The sequence below is a fragment of the Nonomuraea guangzhouensis genome (assembly GCF_019396345.1).
GTDB lineage: Bacteria > Actinomycetota > Actinomycetes > Streptosporangiales > Streptosporangiaceae > Nonomuraea > Nonomuraea guangzhouensis.
On sequence record NZ_JAHKRM010000002.1, the window covers coordinates 439,957 to 455,746 of the forward strand.

Genomic DNA, 15,790 nt, shown 5'->3' on the forward strand with positions numbered 1-15,790 from the left:
TTCCATGATTCCCCCTGGACCGCGATGTCCCCGGGCGACGAATACGGCAATCCACCAGAGTCATCAACAAAGCCCCAAACGCAAAAGGGAGTCCTCGCCTGAACGAGAACTCCCTTTACGCCGAGCAACGTCACGATCGGCTAGCTGACCGAGACGTTGTCGTCCCCCCAGGGGGCATCCTCACGCCGCGAACCCCACCCGGCGTGCGGATGCTTCCCCAGTGACACCCACCGCACCGGGTGTCGGGATTAAGACTGGCGCAGGCCGCTTGCAACAGACTTGTAGAACACTTGCCACATCTCTCTCAAAACGGTCAGCGGCCCGTCAGTCCTGCTCAGCACCGGCGGACACCACGTCACCCGCCTGCGGGACGACCCGGCGGACGACCACGGTGCTGATCCGGTTGCGCCGCCCGGCAAGGGTTTCGGCGGTCAGCCGGAGCCCGGCCACCTCCGCCTCGGAGCCGGCGATCGGCACCCGCCCGAGCGCGTGCGCGAGCAGGCCCCCGACGGTCTCGACGTCGTCCACCTCGATCTCGGTGTGGAACAGCTCGGCGAGCTCGTCGACCGGCATCCGGGCCGTGACCCTGACCCCGCCGTCGGGCATCTCCTCGACGCGGGGCGCCTCGCGGTCGTATTCGTCGGCGATCTCGCCCACGATCTCCTCGAGGACGTCCTCGATCGTGACCAGGCCGGCCGTCCCGCCGTATTCGTCGATGACGATGGCCAGGTGGCTCTGCCTGGCCTGCATCTCGCGCAGGAGCTGGTCGATCGGCTTGCTCTCGGGCACGTAGGTGGCCTGGCGCATGATCGACTCGACCTTCTCCTCGTCGACGTCCTCGCCCGACTCGTGCACCCTGCGGGTGATGTCCTTGAGATAGGCGATGCCGATGACGTCGTCCTCGTTCTCGCCCACGACGGGGATGCGGGAGAAGCCGCTGCGCAGCGCCAGCGACAGCGCCTGGCTGAGCGTCTTGCCCCGCTCGATGAAGACCACGTCGGTGCGGGGCACCATGACCTCGCGTACGAGCGTGTCACCCAGCTCGAAGACCGAGTGGATCATCTCGCGCTCGTCGGGCTCGATCATCCGCCGTTCCTCGGCCAGGTCGACCAGGTCGCGCAGCTCCGCCTCGGAGGTGAACGGGCCGTCGCGGAACCCCTTGCCGGGGGTCAGCGCGTTGCCGAGCAGGATGAGCAGCTTGGGCAGCGGGCCGAAGATCCTGGTCAGGCCATAGACGATGGGAGCGCCGGCCAGCGCGATCGGCTCGGCGTGCTGGCGGCCCAGGGTGCGCGGCGAGACGCCGACGATCACGTAGCTGACCACGATCATGACGGCGGCCGCGCACACGTACGCCCAGCCCTGGTCGTGCATGAGGTCGATGAACAGCAGCGTCGCGATCACCGTGGCGATCAGCTCACAGCTCAGCCGGAGCAGGAGCAGCAGGTTGAGATAGCGCGGCGGGTCGTTGACGATGGCCCGCAGCCGCAGGGCGCCGCGGCGCCCCTCGCGAACGAACTCCTCCGCGCGCACCCTGGAGATGCGCGTCAGTGCCGTTTCCGCACTGGCGATCAGGCCACCGATCACCACGAGGGCGATGGCCAGAGGCAACCAGGCGTTCACCGCGGGCTGCGCACCTCCCGCCACGACTCGAGGAGCCGGGCCTGCAGGCCGAACATCTCCTTGTGCTCCTCAGGCTCGGCATGGTCGTAGCCGAGCAGGTGGAGGATGCCGTGCGTGCACAGCAGCTCCAGCTCGTCCTGAGCGCTGTGACCGGCCTCCTCCGCCTGCCGGGCGGCCACCGGCGGGCAGAGCACCACGTCGCCGAGCAGCGCCGGGTCGGTGGCGGTGTCGGCGTCGCCGCGGGCCCCGCCACCCGGTCGCAGCTCGTCCATGGGGAAGGCGAGCACGTCGGTCGGGCCCGGCTCGCCCATCCACTTCTCGTGCAGCTCCGCCATGGTGCGCTCGTCCACCACCACGATCGACAGCTCGGCGAGCGGGTTGATGCCCATCTCGCCGAGCACGTGGGTGGCCAGCTCGACGAGATTCTGCTCGCCGACCTCCGCGCCCGACTCGTTATTGATCTCGATGCTCATCGCTGATTCCTCAACGTCGCTTCCCCCGGTGCTGGATCTGGTTCGGCTCCTGAAGCGCGTCGTAGCGGCCGTAGGCGTCGACGATCTCGCTCACCAGCTTGTGGCGGACCACGTCGGCGCTGGTCAGCCGGGAGAAGTGGATATCGTTGATGCCGTCGAGGATCTCCTGCACCACCCGCAGGCCGCTGACCGTGCCCGAGGGCAGGTCGACCTGCGTGACGTCACCGGTCACCACGATCTTGGAATTGAAGCCGAGCCTGGTCAGGAACATCTTCATCTGCTCGGCCGAGGAGTTCTGCGCCTCGTCGAGGATGATGAAGGCGTCGTTGAGGGTGCGACCACGCATGTACGCCAGTGGTGCCACCTCGATCGTGCCCGCCGCCATCAGCTTCGGGATCGAGTCGGGGTCGACCATGTCGTGCAGCGCGTCGTACAGGGGGCGCAGATAGGGGTCGATCTTCTCGTAGAGCGTGCCCGGCAGGAAGCCGAGCCGCTCCCCCGCCTCGACGGCGGGCCGCGTCAGGATGATGCGGTTGACCCGCTTCTCCTGCAGCGCCCGCACGGCCTTGGCCATCGCGAGGTAGGTCTTGCCGGTGCCCGCGGGGCCGATGCCGAACACGACCGTGTGCCGGTCGATGGCGTCGACGTAACGCTTCTGGTTGACGGTCTTGGGGCGGATCGTCCGGCCACGTGAGGACAGGATGTCGAGCGACAACACCTCGGCCGGGCGGTCTGACGTCATGCGCAGCATGGCGATGCTCCGCTCGACGGCGTCGGGGGTCAGCTCGCCGCCGTTGCGCAGCACCTCCACCAGCTCCTCGAAGAGGCGCACCACGGTGCCGCTCTCGTCGGGGCTGCCGGTGACGGTGATCTCGTTGCCACGCACATGGATGTCGGCCCTGAACGCACCCTCGATGACGCGCAGCAGCTCATCGCGGGAGCCCAGGAGGCTGACCATTGGGTATTCGTCCGGTATCAGCACCTTGGCTTGAGTGCGCGAGGGAGGTGCCGTGCGTCGGGATTCATGTAGTTCGGACATGGGCAGGCCAGCGGCCTGATGCCTCCCGGTCTGTTCGGGTGTACTTCTCCGCCCATCGTAGCCGGGACCAGGCCGATTGCTCGCGTCAATATCACCGGGGCGGATCAGCCCGGCGGCCACGTCAAAGCGCGCCCGCCGAGCACGTGGGCGTGCACGTGGAAGACCGTCTGCCCGGCCCCCGGCCCGGTGTTGAAGACCACCCGGTAGCCACCCTCGGCCACGCCCTCCTGCACCGCCACGGCGTGCGCGGCCTTGAGCACGTCGTCGGCCAGGCCGTCGTCCGCCGCGGCCAGGGCGGCCGCGTCGGCGTGATGCTCCTTCGGGATGACCAGCACGTGTGTGGGAGCCTGCGGGTTGATGTCGCGGAACGCCAGCGCCCGGTCGTTCTCAAGGACGATCTCGGCCGGGATCTCCTTGGCCACGATCTTGCAGAAGAGGCAGTCGGTCACAGGCAGCACCTTACCCACACGGCTCGCTCTTCTCCGTCCTGCCCAGCTTGGCCGCCTCCAGTTCGTCGGCGATGATCCCGATGTCGCCAAGGGCCGGCTCCTCCGCGGCGAAGACGTACTTCGTCACGCATGCCCGGAACACCTCGCTGAACCGGGTGTAGTGCTCCAGTTTGGGCCGCGTGGCCGTCGGCAGTGACTCCTTGATCGCGGAGGCCAGTCGCTGGAGGTCGTCACGCGTCGGCGGGGTGCCCGTCTCGCGCGCGTCGGCTTCAGGGCAGACGTCCACGTCCTCGTAGGCGGCCTCGACGACCGGGGCGTAGCCACCGCAGGCGAACAGCTGCCGCTGGTTGTCCGGCCGGAGGAGATATTTCACGAACTTGAGGACGCTGTCGTACTTGGTGGATCTGGCGGTGATGGCGAGGTTCGAGCCGCCGAGCGTCGCGGGGCCGGGCAGCTTCGACAGCTTGAAGGGCGTCCTGCCGTCGTTGATCAGCTGCAGATCCGCGTACGGCCAGTGCCGAAGATATCCGGCACCCTCGAAGGCGGCCAGGCTTTCGGCCTCCTTGTCCGTCCAGGAGTCCCCCAGCGTCTGGTCACTCTGCCACTGCCGCATCCACCGCAGCGCGGCGAGCGCCTGCCGGTCGTTGGGGGCCTGGTCGAGCACGATCTCGCCGTCGCCGTCCACCACGGTGGCGCCATAGGCGCGGAGCAGTTCGAGCAGCCCCACGGTCCTGCCCTCGAAGTCGGCGAGCTGCGCCAGGTACCCGCCGCGGCGGTAGGCGGCCCCGGCCTGGCGGGCGGCCGGCCAGAGCTGGTCCCAGCTCGTCGGCTCCGGCAGGTCGGCCCTGCGGTACAGCAGCCCCACGTCCACCGCGAACGGCAGCGCGTACTGCTTGCCGCCCCACTGGCCGCTCTCGCGCGCCTGGGGCACCAGGCCCGAGGGGACATCCTCGGGCCGGATCTCGCTGAGCAGACCGGCGGCGGCGAACTCGGCCGTCGAGGCCATGTCGATGATCAGCAGGTCATAGGCCTGGCACGGGTCGGCCTGGGCGGCGGCCAGCATCTCGTCGCGCTTGAGGTCGGCCACCCGGGAGATCTCGATCATCTGGACGAGCGGGCCCTTCCAGCGGCGGATCAGCTCCCTGCGCGCGCCGCCGACGCTCACGTCATCGCCGGTGGCGACCCTGATCACGTCGTCGTCCACGCACTGCTCCGCGGGCGCCGGCCGCTCCTTGACACCGACCACACCGAGCGTGAGCAGCACCCCCGCCGCCGCGCCCACGGCCGTGGCCCGCCATCGCCGCACGGTCACGGGCGCTCCCGCCACAGCTCCGTCAGCTCCTTGTCGACCTCGTCGACCTGGTCCTGGTACGGCGTCGTGGCCTCGGCCCGGCTGATGGGCGCGCACTTGACGGCCGCACCGGCGGCCTTGACCAACCGGTCGATGTGGTCCACGTCGCACCGCTGCTCCCCGGTGAGCAGCAGCCGTACCCTGAGCCCCTTCACCTTCCGCAGGGCGGCCACCGTACGATCGAGGTCGCCCGCCTGGTGAGCGCCGTCGGTCAGCATGACCACGACCGGGTTGGGGGTGTCCGCGAGCAGGGGGGCCGCCTGCGCCAGCACGTCCCCGAGCGGAGCGTCGCGCCCGTGTACGACCAGCGCCTCCAGCCGGCCGGCCACCTGAGCCGTGCCCGTCGCCAGGATCTCGCCGATCCCGCCGGAGTCGGAGAAGGTGGCCAGCCGGACCGTGTCGCGGCCGTCGCGCAGCCGCCTGAGCAGGGTCCTGGCCCCTGAGCCGGCCCGTTGCAGCGCCGTGCCGCCCGTGGTCGGATTGCCCATCGACCCCGACGCGTCGACCAGCAGCAGGAACGACGTCTCGGGATGCGCCTTGCCGAGGCGGTCGATCAGCCGGGCCGGTTCGACGGTGGCCGGTTCGACGCTGTCGGCCTGCCCGGAGTCGAGCTCCCTGCCGAGGGGCATGGGCTCCTTGCGGTCGGACACACCCGCCGAGTCGCGGTAGCCGTAGGGGGCGAGCTTGTCCTGGGCGAGCCAGTCGTGGAAGTCGATCGCCGCCCGCTCGCGCGCGTCGTTCCACTGATCGGCCCACTTCAGCCGGACGTAGCGGTAGCTGAGGGTGGGCAGTCCGTCGAGCCGGTGCCAGGACAGGCCGGCCGTCTGCCGCCCCGGAGCGCACGCGCCCAGGTCCTGGTGCTTGTTGACCGCGTAGACGAGATGCTCCGGCACGATCATGGCGAGCGGTTCCCTGGCGGTGTCGAAGCGGTCGCGGGCATGGCAGAGGAGGCTGGCGGCGTCGGACAGCGGGAGGTTCGGCGGGGTGTAGGCCATCTCGTCGGGGATGTCCTTGGAGGTGTCGGCGCCGTAGAGCCCGGCGCTGGCGATGAGCCCGATCTCCGACAGGTCGGCGCGCGGCCTGGCCAGGGGCGCCCCGACGCTCTCCAGCCAGTCCCGCATCCCGGACAGGTTCGTGGGCGGGGACCGCGTGCCCAGCCGCGCCTCCAGCGCGGGCGTGAAGGCGACCAGCAGCGCGGAGGTGGCCACCGGGGCCATTCGGTCGAACGTGACCTGGCCCAGGTTGGCGAAGGCCTGGCGGAGATATTCCTCGGTGGCCGCGCTGGAGGGGATCCAGATGTCGGGGTGGACCGCGATCAGCGCGCGGTAGGTGCTGCTGTTCCAGGAGGCGGGGTCGTTCCACTCCTTGTTGGCGGCCTGGGACATGGTGGCGAGCGGCGGCTGGGGGGCCACGGAGAACCGCACGCGCGGGCAGCCGCGCAGGTCGGCGCTCTCGTCGGCGTAGCGGCGGCCGGCCGCGCGCAGGGCGGCCACGTTCTCGGCGGAGGTGAGCACCCGCAGCTCCAGCGGCTGGTCACAGGGGCTGGAGAGCGCCCAGCCCAGTCCGACCCGCACGAGCGGCCCACCCTGCAGGACGAGCACCACCGCGAGCACCCCGGCGACGAACCCGAGCGCCCCGGCCGTCAGGGGCCCGGTACGCCGGCCCACCCACTCGACGGCGGCCCTGACCAGCAGGGCAGCGAACACGATCAGCCGCCACACCCCGCCGAAGAACGCCCGCAGCAGGGTGCCGAGCCACGCGACGGCCGTCCCGACGGGGCCGAGCCGGGCGCCGAGCAGGACCACCACCACGAGAACGGTCAGGATCACGATCGCCACGACGGCCGCGATGAAGGCCCCAGGCCCGATCGCCAGCAGCGGCGCCGCCACAGCCCCCAGAAAGGCCCAAAGCGGCGTAACGATGGCAGCCACGTCCTTCAACCGCTCGCTCCGAGCGGCCGGGGCGGCTCTGCGGGGTGACTGGGGGCGCCGCATTCTGCCTCGATCCTAGATCGGACTGAATCCCCTGTCTCCGTTGCGAATCGGTAATCCGCCGTGCCGTGCTTCTGAAGATCCACGCGGTTAGGGTTAGTGTGCAAGACTGCCGAAAAATAAGACGATTCAGGGTCGGGCGAGGCCACCTGGCGAGGACACGACTGGGTAATGCCCCCTAAGGAACCGCAAGAGCGTAAACCCTCTGGGAAGGCCGCGCGTCCCAATGATGTGACCACCGAAACCCTCTTGGCCGACAGGTCGCTGGGGGCGGTGCCGGTCGGGTGGGACGCCGACATGGCCGTGACCGCGCTGTACAGCGCGCATTTTCGGTCATTAGTGCGTCTCGCCGTGTTGCTGGTGCGAGACATGGCAACCGCGGAAGAAGTCGTGCAGGACACGTTCGTCGCCATCCATGGCGCATGGCGTAGACTGCGCGATCCCGACAAAGCACTTGCCTACCTGCGGCAATCCGTCGTCAACCGGTCCCGTTCCGTGCTGCGTCACCGCGCGGTCGTCGAGAAGTACGCGCCCAAGGGCCTGCCCGATGCTCCGAGCGCCGAGAACGGCGCGATCGGCGAGCTCGAACGCACCGCCGTCATCGAAGCGCTAAGGTCCCTGCCAACACGTCAGAGAGAGGCACTCGTCCTTCGTTACTACGGTGATCTGTCCGAGGCTGAGATCGCCCACGCCATGGGCATCAGCAAGGGTGCGGTCAAGAGCCACACAGCTCGTGGCATGGCCGCCTTGCGATCCGTCCTGGAGAAAATGTCATGACCCAGTCCCCCGACGAGTACGGCGACGTCCTGCGCCGTGCGCTCCGCGCGGAGGCGGACACGGTCGTGCCCTCGCCGGAAGGACTGGAGATCATCCGCGCCCGCATCGAGCGGCGCGGGGTGCGCAACCTGTTCTGGTGGCGAGCGGGCGCCGCCGCCGCCAGCGCGGTGCTGGTGGCGGGCACGATCGTGATGGTCATCCCCGACCTGCGGCACAAGGTCATGCAGCAGGACACCATCGAGCCGGTGAAAGACTTCACGTCCAAGCCGCCGGCCAACTCCTCGACCAGCCGACCGGCCTCACCCAAGCCGACCCGGCCGCCGGACGATCCCCCGGCCGTGATGCCCGACCCCATCACCTCCGCGCCCTTGCCCGCCTCGGAGACCGCCAAGTCGACCAGCAAGCCGACGCCCAAGTCGACCCCGACGCCGACGCCGACGCCGACCAAGTGCCCGACCCCTGCCGAGGAGCAGCCACCGGAGGACTGCCCCACGGACGAGGCGACATCGACCCCGACGCCCACGCCGTCCTCGCCGGAGACGAGCACGCCCGCCGCGACCTGCCCGGCCGAGGAGTGCCCACCGGACGACGTCGACACGACGCCGAACACCTTCGCCAGCCCGCTCGGCGACACGGTGATCTCCACCCCGTAAGGGGCTGAGGACGGCCTTACCAGCGACCGGTCCGGGCCAGGAGCACGGCCGCCGCCGCGACCCCCGCCGTGGAGGTACGCAGCACCGTCGGGCCGAGCAGCACCGGCACCGCCTTCGCCGCCCTGAACCCGGCCAGCTCCTCGTCCGAGACACCCCCCTCGGGCCCCACCACGACGACGATGTCGCCCCCGGCGGGCAGCGCCACGCCCGACAGCGGCTCGGCGGCCTCCTCGTGCAGCACCAGCCCGAGCGCCGCCCCGGCGAGCAGCGCCTCGACCCCGGCCGTGGACACCGGCTCGGTCACCTCCGGCAGGTGGAACCTGCGCGCCTGCTTGCCCGCCTCCCGGGCCGTCGAACGCCACTTGGCCAACGACTTGGCCGCCCGGTCGCCCTTCCACTGGGTGACGCTGCGCGCCGCCGCCCAGGGCACGATCACGTCGACGCCCGCCTCGGTCATCATCTCGACGGCCAGCTCGCCCCTGTCGCCCTTGGGCAGCCCCTGGACGACGACCAGCCGTGGCTCGGGCGGCGGCACCTCGTAACGGCCGAGCACGTCCAGCCTGAGCGCGTCCTTCAGCGCCTCACGCACCACGCACTCGGCGACCGTGCCGGCTCCGTCCGTCAGGTCGAGCCGCTCGCCCGCGCGCAGGCGCCGGACGGAGGCCGCGTGACGGCCTTCGGGGCCGTCGAGGACCAGCTCCGGCCCGCTGAGGTCGGCGAGGCCGGCGGCCAGGAAAACCGGCACGGTCACCGGCGATCACCCCAAAGTTTTTCACGTCTGGTAGTCAAGCGATCACGAAACGATTAAGGTTGGCCGAGATCGCACCTTCCTGACGTCACTCTACGAGGGGTCAGCGCGATGACCGTTCCGTCCAGGGACACCCGTCGCGCCCGGCACTGGCCGTGCGCGCTGAAGGCCCGGCTGACCGTCCTGCTCACCGTCCCTGCAACGATCGCCCGCTCGGCGCCGCGCCGGCTCGCCGGCCAGGCCCCCGACTCAGCGGATCCCGGATCGGAGGGGCCTCATCGTCTCGCCGCCGCCGGCCGTCAGCGCCGCTCGCGCGATCCCGTCGCCGTACGCGATGTGCTCCGCTCGGCGCTGACCGCGGCCGGGTCGGGCCGCGCGGTGCTGGGCGAGGTCGACGACGCCCTGGTCAGGGGTACGGTCGTCGCCGAGATCGCGCACCTGGTGACCGAACTGGTCGACAACGCGCTGACCTGCTCGGCCCCCGACACCGAGGTGGAGATCCGGGCCAGCACCCGGGAGGGCGAGTGTCACATCGCGATCGTCGACCAGGGCGTGGGCATGACCGAGGGCGAGCGCGCCGCCGCCAACGCCCGGCTACGCGGCGAGCGGCGCTTCTTCGCCGCTCCCACCCGCTACCTCGGCCACTACGTGGTCGGCAGGCTGGCCGAGCGGCTCGGCGCGCGGGTGTGGCTCGACGCGTCGCCGCCACACGGCATCACCGCCCGGGTGGCCCTCCCACGCAAGCTACTGGTGCCACGACGGGTCAGCGGCCGTTGAAGGCGTCTCTCAGCCGCGAGAAGAACCCCTGCTGCCCGGGGGCGAACTTACCGGGCGGCCGCTCCTCGCCACGCAGCTTGGCCAGCTCGCGCAGCAGCCCCTCCTGCGTCTCGTCGAGCCGCAGCGGGGTCTCCACGTTGACGTGGATGAGCAGGTCGCCGCGGCCCGTCTCGTTGAGCCGCTGCACGCCCCGGCCGTACATCGTGATGACCTGGCCCGACTGCGTGCCCGGCCGCACGTCGACCTCCTCGGAGCCGTCGAGCGTCTCCACGGCGAGGTTGGTGCCGAGTGCGGCGGCCGTCATCGGGATCTGGACCGTGCAGTGCAGGTCGTCGCCGCGCCGCTCGAAGATCTCGTGCGGGCGCTCGACGATCTCCAGGAAGAGGTCTCCGGGCGGGCCGCCGCCGGGGCCGACCTCGCCCTCGCCGGCGAGCTGGATGTGCGTGCCGTCCTCGACGCCCGCGGGGATGCGGACCTTGATCGTACGGCGGGTGCGCACGCGGCCGTCACCCGAGCACTCCTGGCACGGGTGCCGGATGATCGTCCCGAAGCCGCCACACTGGGGGCACGGCCTGGAGGTCATGACCTGGCCCAGGAACGACCGGGTGACCTGGGAGATCTCGCCACGCCCGTTGCACATGTCACAGGTGTCGGGGTGGGTGCCCGACGCGGCGCCCGCGCCCTGGCAGACCTCGCAGAGCACGGCCGTGTCGACGACCAGCTCGCGGGTGGTGCCGAACGCGGTCTCGCGCAGGTCGAGCTCGACGCGGATGGTCGCGTTGCGCCCTCTCCTGGCCCGCGAGCGGGGCCCTCGGGCGCCGCCGGCCGTGCCGAAGAAGGCGTCCATGATGTCGCTGAAGGGGAAGCCCGCGCCGAAGCCGGCCGCGCCCTGACCCGCGGCCGCGCCGCCGAAGGGGTCGGCGCCCAGGTCGTACATCTGACGCTTGTTGGCGTCGGACAGGACCTCGTAGGCCTGCGTGATCTCCTTGAACCGCTCCTGGGTCGCGGGGTCCGGATTGACGTCAGGGTGGAGTTCGCGGGCCAGCCTGCGGTAGGCCTTCTTGATCTCTTCCGGACTGGCGTCACGGCGCACCCCGAGGGTGGCGTAGTAGTCGCTGTTTGCCACTTATCGACCTCTTATGATGCAGCCAGGATCTGGCTGACGTAGCGTGCCACCGCGCGCACGGCGCCCATCGTCACGGGGTAGTCCATCCTCGTGGGACCCAGCACGCCGAGCCGGGCCAGTTCGTTGTCACCAGAACCGTATCCGGTTGCGACGATCGACGTGCCACGGAGGAACGGGTTCTCGGAACCGATGCGCACGGTGAGCGTGGACGGGGTGTCTGTGGAAGTCTCGCCGAGCAGCCGCATGAGCACGACCTGCTCTTCCAGTGCTTCGAGCACGTCGCGCAGCCCGGTCGAGAAGTCGGCTCCGGCGAGGTTGGCCGCACCGGCGAACACGATCTTCTCGTCGTGGCGCTCGACGAGCGTCTCGAGCAGCACCGACAGGATCGTGGCCACCACCGGGCGGTCCTCGACGGGCAGCCGCTCCGGCAGGTCGGCGACCAGCTCGGGCACGTTGACCAGGCCGCAGCCGTCGAGGCAGGCGTTGAGCACCGCACGCAGGTGCGCGATGCGGGTGTCCTCCACCACCTCGGGCAGCTCGACCACGCGCTGCTCGACGCGGCCCGTGTTGGTGATCAGCACGAGCATGATCCGCCGGTCGTGCAGCGGCACGAGCTCGACGTGCCGGACCGTCGAACGGGTCAGCGTCGGGTATTGCACGACCGCGACCTGCCTGGTGAGCTGCGCGAGCAGCCGCACCGTGCGGGTGACCACGTCGTCGAGGTCGACCGCGCCCGCGAGGAACGTCTCGATCGCCCGGCGCTCCGCCCCGGAGAGCGGCTTGACCTGCGAGAGCCGGTCGACGAACAGGCGATAGCCCTTGTCCGTCGGCACGCGGCCCGCGCTGGTGTGCGGCTGGGTGATGTAGCCCTCCTCCTCCAGCGCGGCCATGTCGTTCCTGACCGTCGCCGGGGAGACCTTCAGGTTGTGGCGTTCGGCGAGGGCTCTGGAGCCCACCGGCTCGTTGGTGGACACGTAGTCTTCGACAATGGCGCGGAGCACCGCCAGCTTTCTATCGTCGAGCACGCGCTCACCTCCTACCTGTGCCTTTCAAGAAACGACAGGTCTAGCACTCTGTGTTCCCGAGTGCCAAGTGTACGGCTCTCGCCCACAAGGTGCGATAACGCCGGTGCTAGCGAGTGGCCGCCCATAGGGCTCACACTGGCCGATATGACCGACGATTCCCAGCCCCCTTCCTACGGTCCACCGCCGGGCCAGGGTCCCTACCAGGGTCAGCCTCCCCAGTACGACCAGGGTCAGCCTCCCCAATACGGCCCTCCGCCCCCGCCCCCATACGGTCAGCCGCAATACGGTCAACCTCAGTACGGCCAGCCCCAGTACGGCCAGCAGCCCTACCAGACCGGCCCCTATGGTCAGCCGTACCAGCCGGGACCTTTCGGGCAGCCGCAGCGATTCGGCCCGCAGGTGGACCCGAAGCTGATCAGGCCGCGGATGCGGTGGATCGCGGTCGTCTGGGGGCTGGCCCTGCTCTGTGTGCTGGCCGGGGTGGGATTGTTCGTGGGCGGCGTGTTCAACACGGTGACCGCGGCGGCTCCGTCCAAGACGTTCGCGGCGGGCGAGAGTGTCACCGTGCCGCTGGACCCGGCGGACAAGCCGGCGGTGTACCTGTCCAGCACGGGCCAGGTCCATTACACGTGCCGGATCGACGGCGGCCCCGGCCAGGCCAAGCTGGCCAAGGTCTCCGGCACCGAGACCGTCTCCGAGGGCGCCACCAAGTGGCAGCTCATCCTCGTGGTCAACGCGCCGGCCAAGGGCGACTACCAGCTCACCTGCGCGACCCAGGAGCCGTCGAACGCGCGCTTCGGCGTCGGCCGCGACCTCGTGGCCAGCGCGGGCGGCCTGGTGGGCGGCGTGGCGGCGCTGGTGGTGATCCCGGGGCTGGGCGTGCTGGCCGCCATCATCACGACGATCATGGTCGTGACCCGCCGAAGCTCTCACCGCAAGCGCCTTGCGTCAGGCGGGTGATTTGCTACGGTCCCCGTGTGTACGAGGGTGATGTTCTCGCGGGGAATTGGCGGCGTCCGGGCAAGGGCAAGATCCCTCAGGTGCCCGCCGAACTCGATCTGGTCGTGGAGGACGCCGAGAGCGGCTTCTGCGGCGCCGTGGTGGCCTGCGACAAGGAGGCCGTCACGCTGGAGGACCGCTTCGGCAAGCGCCGCCTGTTCCCGCTGGCGCCGGCCGCGTTCCTGCTGGAGGGCAAGGTCGTGACGCTCGTACGGCCGGCCGCCACGCCCGCCGCCGGGCCCAGACGTACCGCGTCCGGCTCGATAGCCGTGGAGGGGCTGCGGGCCCGGGTGGCCAAGGAGAGCCGCATCTACGTGGAAGGCGTGCACGACGCCGCCCTCGTGGAGAAGATCTGGGGCCACGACCTCCGGGTGGAGGGCGTCGTGGTCGAGTACCTGGAGGGCGTCGACGACCTGCCCGCGATCGTGGCCGAGTTCGGCCCTTCGCCGGGACGTAGGCTGGGTGTGCTGGTCGACCATCTCGTCCCGGGTTCCAAGGAGAGCCGGATCGCCGCCCAGGTGACCTCGCCCCACGTGCTCGTCGTGGGGCATCCGTACGTGGACATCTGGCAGGCGGTCAAGCCCTCCGTGGTGCGGATCCCGGCCTGGCCGGACGTACCGCGCGGGGTGCCGTGGAAGGAAGGCGTGATCGCCGCCCTGGGCTGGCGGGTGGAGCCGGCCGACGCGTGGCGGCGGATCCTCGGCGCCGTGTCGGCTTACACAGACTTGGAGCCCGAGCTGCTCGGCCGGGTCGAGGAACTGATCGACTTCGTTACGGAGGCGTCATGAGCCAGGATCCCCCGCAGCCACCGTCGGACGACGATGCCACGCGGCGCATCTCACAGTCAGACATCAACCCCGAACCCCCGCAACCTGGGTATGGCGCTCAGCCCGGCTCGCAGCCGGGGTACGGAGCCCAGCCCGGCTCCCAGCCCGGCTCCCAGCCTGGATATGGGGCCCAGCCCGGATATGGCGCTCAGCCCGGCTACGGCCCAGGGCCTGGATCTGGTCCCGGTTATGGCTCCGGTCCGCAGGGTGGTTACGCCTACGGGCAGCCGCCCACGCCGCCGCCCGGCTACCAGCAGCCCGGTTACGGCTACGCGGGCCCGCAGCAGCGTCCGCCACACGTCCCCGGCGTCTACGGCCCGCGTCCGGGCAGCGACGACACCACGATGGCCATGCTGGCCCACCTGCTCGGCCTGCTCGTCTCGTGGATCGGTCCGCTGATCATCTACCTGATGAAGCGGGACGAGTCCCCCTATGTCCGCGACCAGTCGGCCGAGGCGCTGAACTTCCAGATCACGATGTTCATCGGCTACATCATCGCGGGCGCGCTCACCATCGTCCTGATCGGGCTCGTCCTGTTCCCGATCATCTGGATCGTGTCGCTGATCTTCCACATCCAGGCCGCCCTCGCCGCCAACAAGGGCGAGAACTACCGCTACCCGATCTCCATCCGCATGGTCAGCTGACCAGCAGGTCGCGTACCAGAGCGTCGGCCAGCAGCCGCCCCCGCAGGGTGAGGACCAGCCGGCCGGCCTTGAACGGCTCCGGCTCCAGCAGCCCGCCGCCCAGCGCCGCCGCGACGGCCGTACGCGCGCCCGGAGCGACGTCGGCGACCGGATAGCCGGACGACAGCCGCAGCTCCAGCATGAGGCGCTCGGCTTCGCGGTCGTCATCGGCGAGCACTTCGCGGGCGTGCGCGGGCGAGGTGCCCGCGGCCAGGCGCTGGGCGTAGGCGGCCGGGTGCTTGACGTTCCACCAGCGGGTGCCGCCCACGTGGCTGTGCGCGCCGGGGCCGGCGGCCCACCAGTCGCCGCCGGTCCAGTAGAGCAGGTTGTGCCGGCACCGGGCGTCGTCGTCGGTGGCCCAGTTGGACACCTCGTACCAGCGGAACCCGGCCTGCGCCAGCAGCGTGTCGGCGATCTGGTAGCGGTCGGCGGCCACGTCGTCGTCGGGCATCGGCAGCTCGCCGCGCCTGATCCTGGCGGCCAGCCGCGTGCCGTCCTCCACGATCAGCGAGTAGGCGGAGACGTGGTCGGGCTCGGCGGCGATCGCCGCCTCCAGCGACGCCCGCCAGTCGTCGTCGGACTCGCCGGGCGTGCTGTAGATCAGATCCAGGTTGACGTGCTCGAAGCCCGCCTTTTTGGCTTCCTGTACGGCCTGCGCCGCCCGGCCCGGCGTGTGCTGCCGGTCGAGCACCTTGAGCACGTGCTCCCTGGCGCTCTGCATGCCGAAGCTGACCCGGTTGAAGCCGCCGTCCAGCAGCCTGCCGAGGTAGGCGGGGTCGACCGACTCGGGGTTGGCCTCCGTGGTCACCTCGGCGCCCGCCTTGAGCCCGAACTCCGCGTCGATCGCGCCGAGGATCCGGCCCAGGTCTTCCGCGGGCAGCAGGGTGGGTGTGCCACCGCCGAAGAACACCGTCTCGACCGGCAGCTCCACGTCACCGAGGACGCGTCGCGCCAGGCGTACCTCCTCGATGGCCGTGTCGGCGTAGTCGCGATGCGAGGCGCCGGGGCCCAGCTCGGCGGCGGTGTAGGTGTTGAAGTCGCAGTAGCCGCAGCGTGTCACGCAGAACGGGACGTGCACGTAGAAACCGAACGGACGCTCACCGAGACCGCGTAGCGCGCTCTCGGGCAGGTCGCCGGACGGGGGCGCGGCGTCGCCGTCGGGCAGGGTGGATGGCACGCCTCCAGTGTGCCCGCTGCCATTGACTGCCAGATCCAGCGGCCCTACGATCCGAGAAATTATTAGGAAAGTTTC

General features: G+C 70.4%; 16 protein-coding genes. 6 read left to right on the top strand and 10 right to left on the bottom strand.

Going from position 1 to position 15,790, the window contains the following annotated elements; all coding sequences use genetic code 11:
• Window positions 1-324: 324 nt before the first annotated feature.
• The 6 genes from KME78_RS05015 to KME78_RS67015 form a co-directional block, all read right to left on the bottom strand.
• Window positions 325-1,620 (bottom strand): hemolysin family protein, encoded by a 1,296-nt coding sequence (locus KME78_RS05015; protein WP_219527551.1) that lies wholly within the window; start codon window positions 1,618-1,620, stop codon window positions 325-327.
• Entirely contained in the window at window positions 1,617-2,093 is a 477-nt protein-coding gene (gene ybeY / locus KME78_RS05020; protein WP_219527552.1) for an rRNA maturation RNase YbeY, read from the bottom strand. Before ybeY ends, KME78_RS05015 begins: the two co-directional genes overlap by 4 nt.
• A 10-nt stretch (window positions 2,094-2,103) precedes the next feature.
• Window positions 2,104-3,132 (bottom strand): PhoH family protein, encoded by a 1,029-nt coding sequence (locus KME78_RS05025; protein ID WP_219527553.1) that lies wholly within the window; start codon window positions 3,130-3,132, stop codon window positions 2,104-2,106.
• A 104-nt stretch (window positions 3,133-3,236) separates the two neighbouring features.
• Complete coding sequence (locus tag KME78_RS05030; protein WP_219527718.1) at window positions 3,237-3,587, bottom strand: histidine triad nucleotide-binding protein; 351 nt, start codon at window positions 3,585-3,587, stop codon at window positions 3,237-3,239.
• A 4-nt stretch (window positions 3,588-3,591) separates the two neighbouring features.
• The gene (locus KME78_RS05035; protein WP_219527554.1) at window positions 3,592-4,893 is read right to left on the bottom strand and encodes an extracellular solute-binding protein; all 1,302 of its coding nucleotides are present in this window, start codon (window positions 4,891-4,893) and stop codon (window positions 3,592-3,594) included.
• Window positions 4,890-6,863: a vWA domain-containing protein gene (locus KME78_RS67015; RefSeq protein WP_219527555.1), complete on the bottom strand. Its 1,974-nt coding sequence runs from the start codon at window positions 6,861-6,863 to the stop codon at window positions 4,890-4,892. The genes KME78_RS05035 and KME78_RS67015 overlap by 4 nt, the downstream gene beginning before the upstream one ends.
• 357 nt (window positions 6,864-7,220) lie before the next feature.
• On the opposite strand from KME78_RS67015, the gene KME78_RS05045 reads away from it, so the two are divergent.
• Together KME78_RS05045 and KME78_RS05050 are read left to right on the top strand one after the other, a co-directional pair.
• Window positions 7,221-7,700 carry a SigE family RNA polymerase sigma factor gene (locus KME78_RS05045; RefSeq protein ID WP_214638568.1) on the top strand — a complete coding sequence of 160 codons (480 nt, stop codon included), beginning with the start codon at window positions 7,221-7,223 and terminating at the stop codon, window positions 7,698-7,700.
• On the top strand, window positions 7,697-8,353 hold the full coding sequence (locus KME78_RS05050; protein WP_219527556.1) for a hypothetical protein: 657 nt from the start codon (window positions 7,697-7,699) through the stop codon (window positions 8,351-8,353). Before KME78_RS05045 ends, KME78_RS05050 begins: the two co-directional genes overlap by 4 nt.
• Before the next feature lie 16 nt (window positions 8,354-8,369).
• On the opposite strand, the gene KME78_RS05055 is transcribed toward KME78_RS05050, so the two are convergent.
• A complete protein-coding gene (locus KME78_RS05055) occupies window positions 8,370-9,104 on the bottom strand; it encodes a 16S rRNA (uracil(1498)-N(3))-methyltransferase (protein WP_219527557.1) in 735 nt (244 codons plus the stop codon).
• Between the two features lie 108 nt (window positions 9,105-9,212).
• Here KME78_RS05055 and KME78_RS05060 point away from each other — a divergent pair, with 108 nt between their 5' ends.
• Window positions 9,213-9,878 carry a sensor histidine kinase gene (locus KME78_RS05060; RefSeq protein WP_219527558.1) on the top strand — a complete coding sequence of 222 codons (666 nt, stop codon included), beginning with the start codon at window positions 9,213-9,215 and terminating at the stop codon, window positions 9,876-9,878.
• On the opposite strand, the gene dnaJ is transcribed toward KME78_RS05060, so the two are convergent.
• The gene (dnaJ, locus tag KME78_RS05065; RefSeq protein ID WP_219527559.1) at window positions 9,865-11,004 is read right to left on the bottom strand and encodes a molecular chaperone DnaJ; all 1,140 of its coding nucleotides are present in this window, start codon (window positions 11,002-11,004) and stop codon (window positions 9,865-9,867) included. The genes KME78_RS05060 and dnaJ overlap by 14 nt on opposite strands.
• A gap of 11 nt (window positions 11,005-11,015) precedes the next feature.
• On the bottom strand, window positions 11,016-12,029 hold the full coding sequence (gene hrcA / locus KME78_RS05070) for a heat-inducible transcriptional repressor HrcA (RefSeq protein ID WP_214638424.1): 1,014 nt from the start codon (window positions 12,027-12,029) through the stop codon (window positions 11,016-11,018).
• Between the two features lie 144 nt (window positions 12,030-12,173).
• On the opposite strand from hrcA, the gene KME78_RS05075 reads away from it, so the two are divergent.
• Genes KME78_RS05075 through KME78_RS05085 form a run of 3 tightly spaced genes read left to right on the top strand, consistent with a single transcriptional unit; the run spans window position 12,174 to window position 14,499 of the window.
• Entirely contained in the window at window positions 12,174-12,989 is an 816-nt protein-coding gene (locus KME78_RS05075; RefSeq protein ID WP_246650395.1) for a hypothetical protein, read from the top strand.
• A gap of 17 nt (window positions 12,990-13,006) precedes the next feature.
• Window positions 13,007-13,816 (top strand): DUF3097 domain-containing protein, encoded by an 810-nt coding sequence (locus tag KME78_RS05080; protein ID WP_219527560.1) that lies wholly within the window; start codon window positions 13,007-13,009, stop codon window positions 13,814-13,816.
• Window positions 13,813-14,499: a DUF4870 domain-containing protein gene (locus KME78_RS05085; RefSeq protein WP_219527561.1), complete on the top strand. Its 687-nt coding sequence runs from the start codon at window positions 13,813-13,815 to the stop codon at window positions 14,497-14,499. The genes KME78_RS05080 and KME78_RS05085 overlap by 4 nt, the downstream gene beginning before the upstream one ends.
• On the opposite strand, the gene hemW is transcribed toward KME78_RS05085, so the two are convergent.
• Window positions 14,492-15,715: a radical SAM family heme chaperone HemW gene (gene hemW, locus KME78_RS05090; protein ID WP_219527562.1), complete on the bottom strand. Its 1,224-nt coding sequence runs from the start codon at window positions 15,713-15,715 to the stop codon at window positions 14,492-14,494. The two genes, KME78_RS05085 and hemW, sit on opposite strands and share 8 nt — an antisense overlap.
• Window positions 15,716-15,790: the final 75 nt, after the last annotated feature.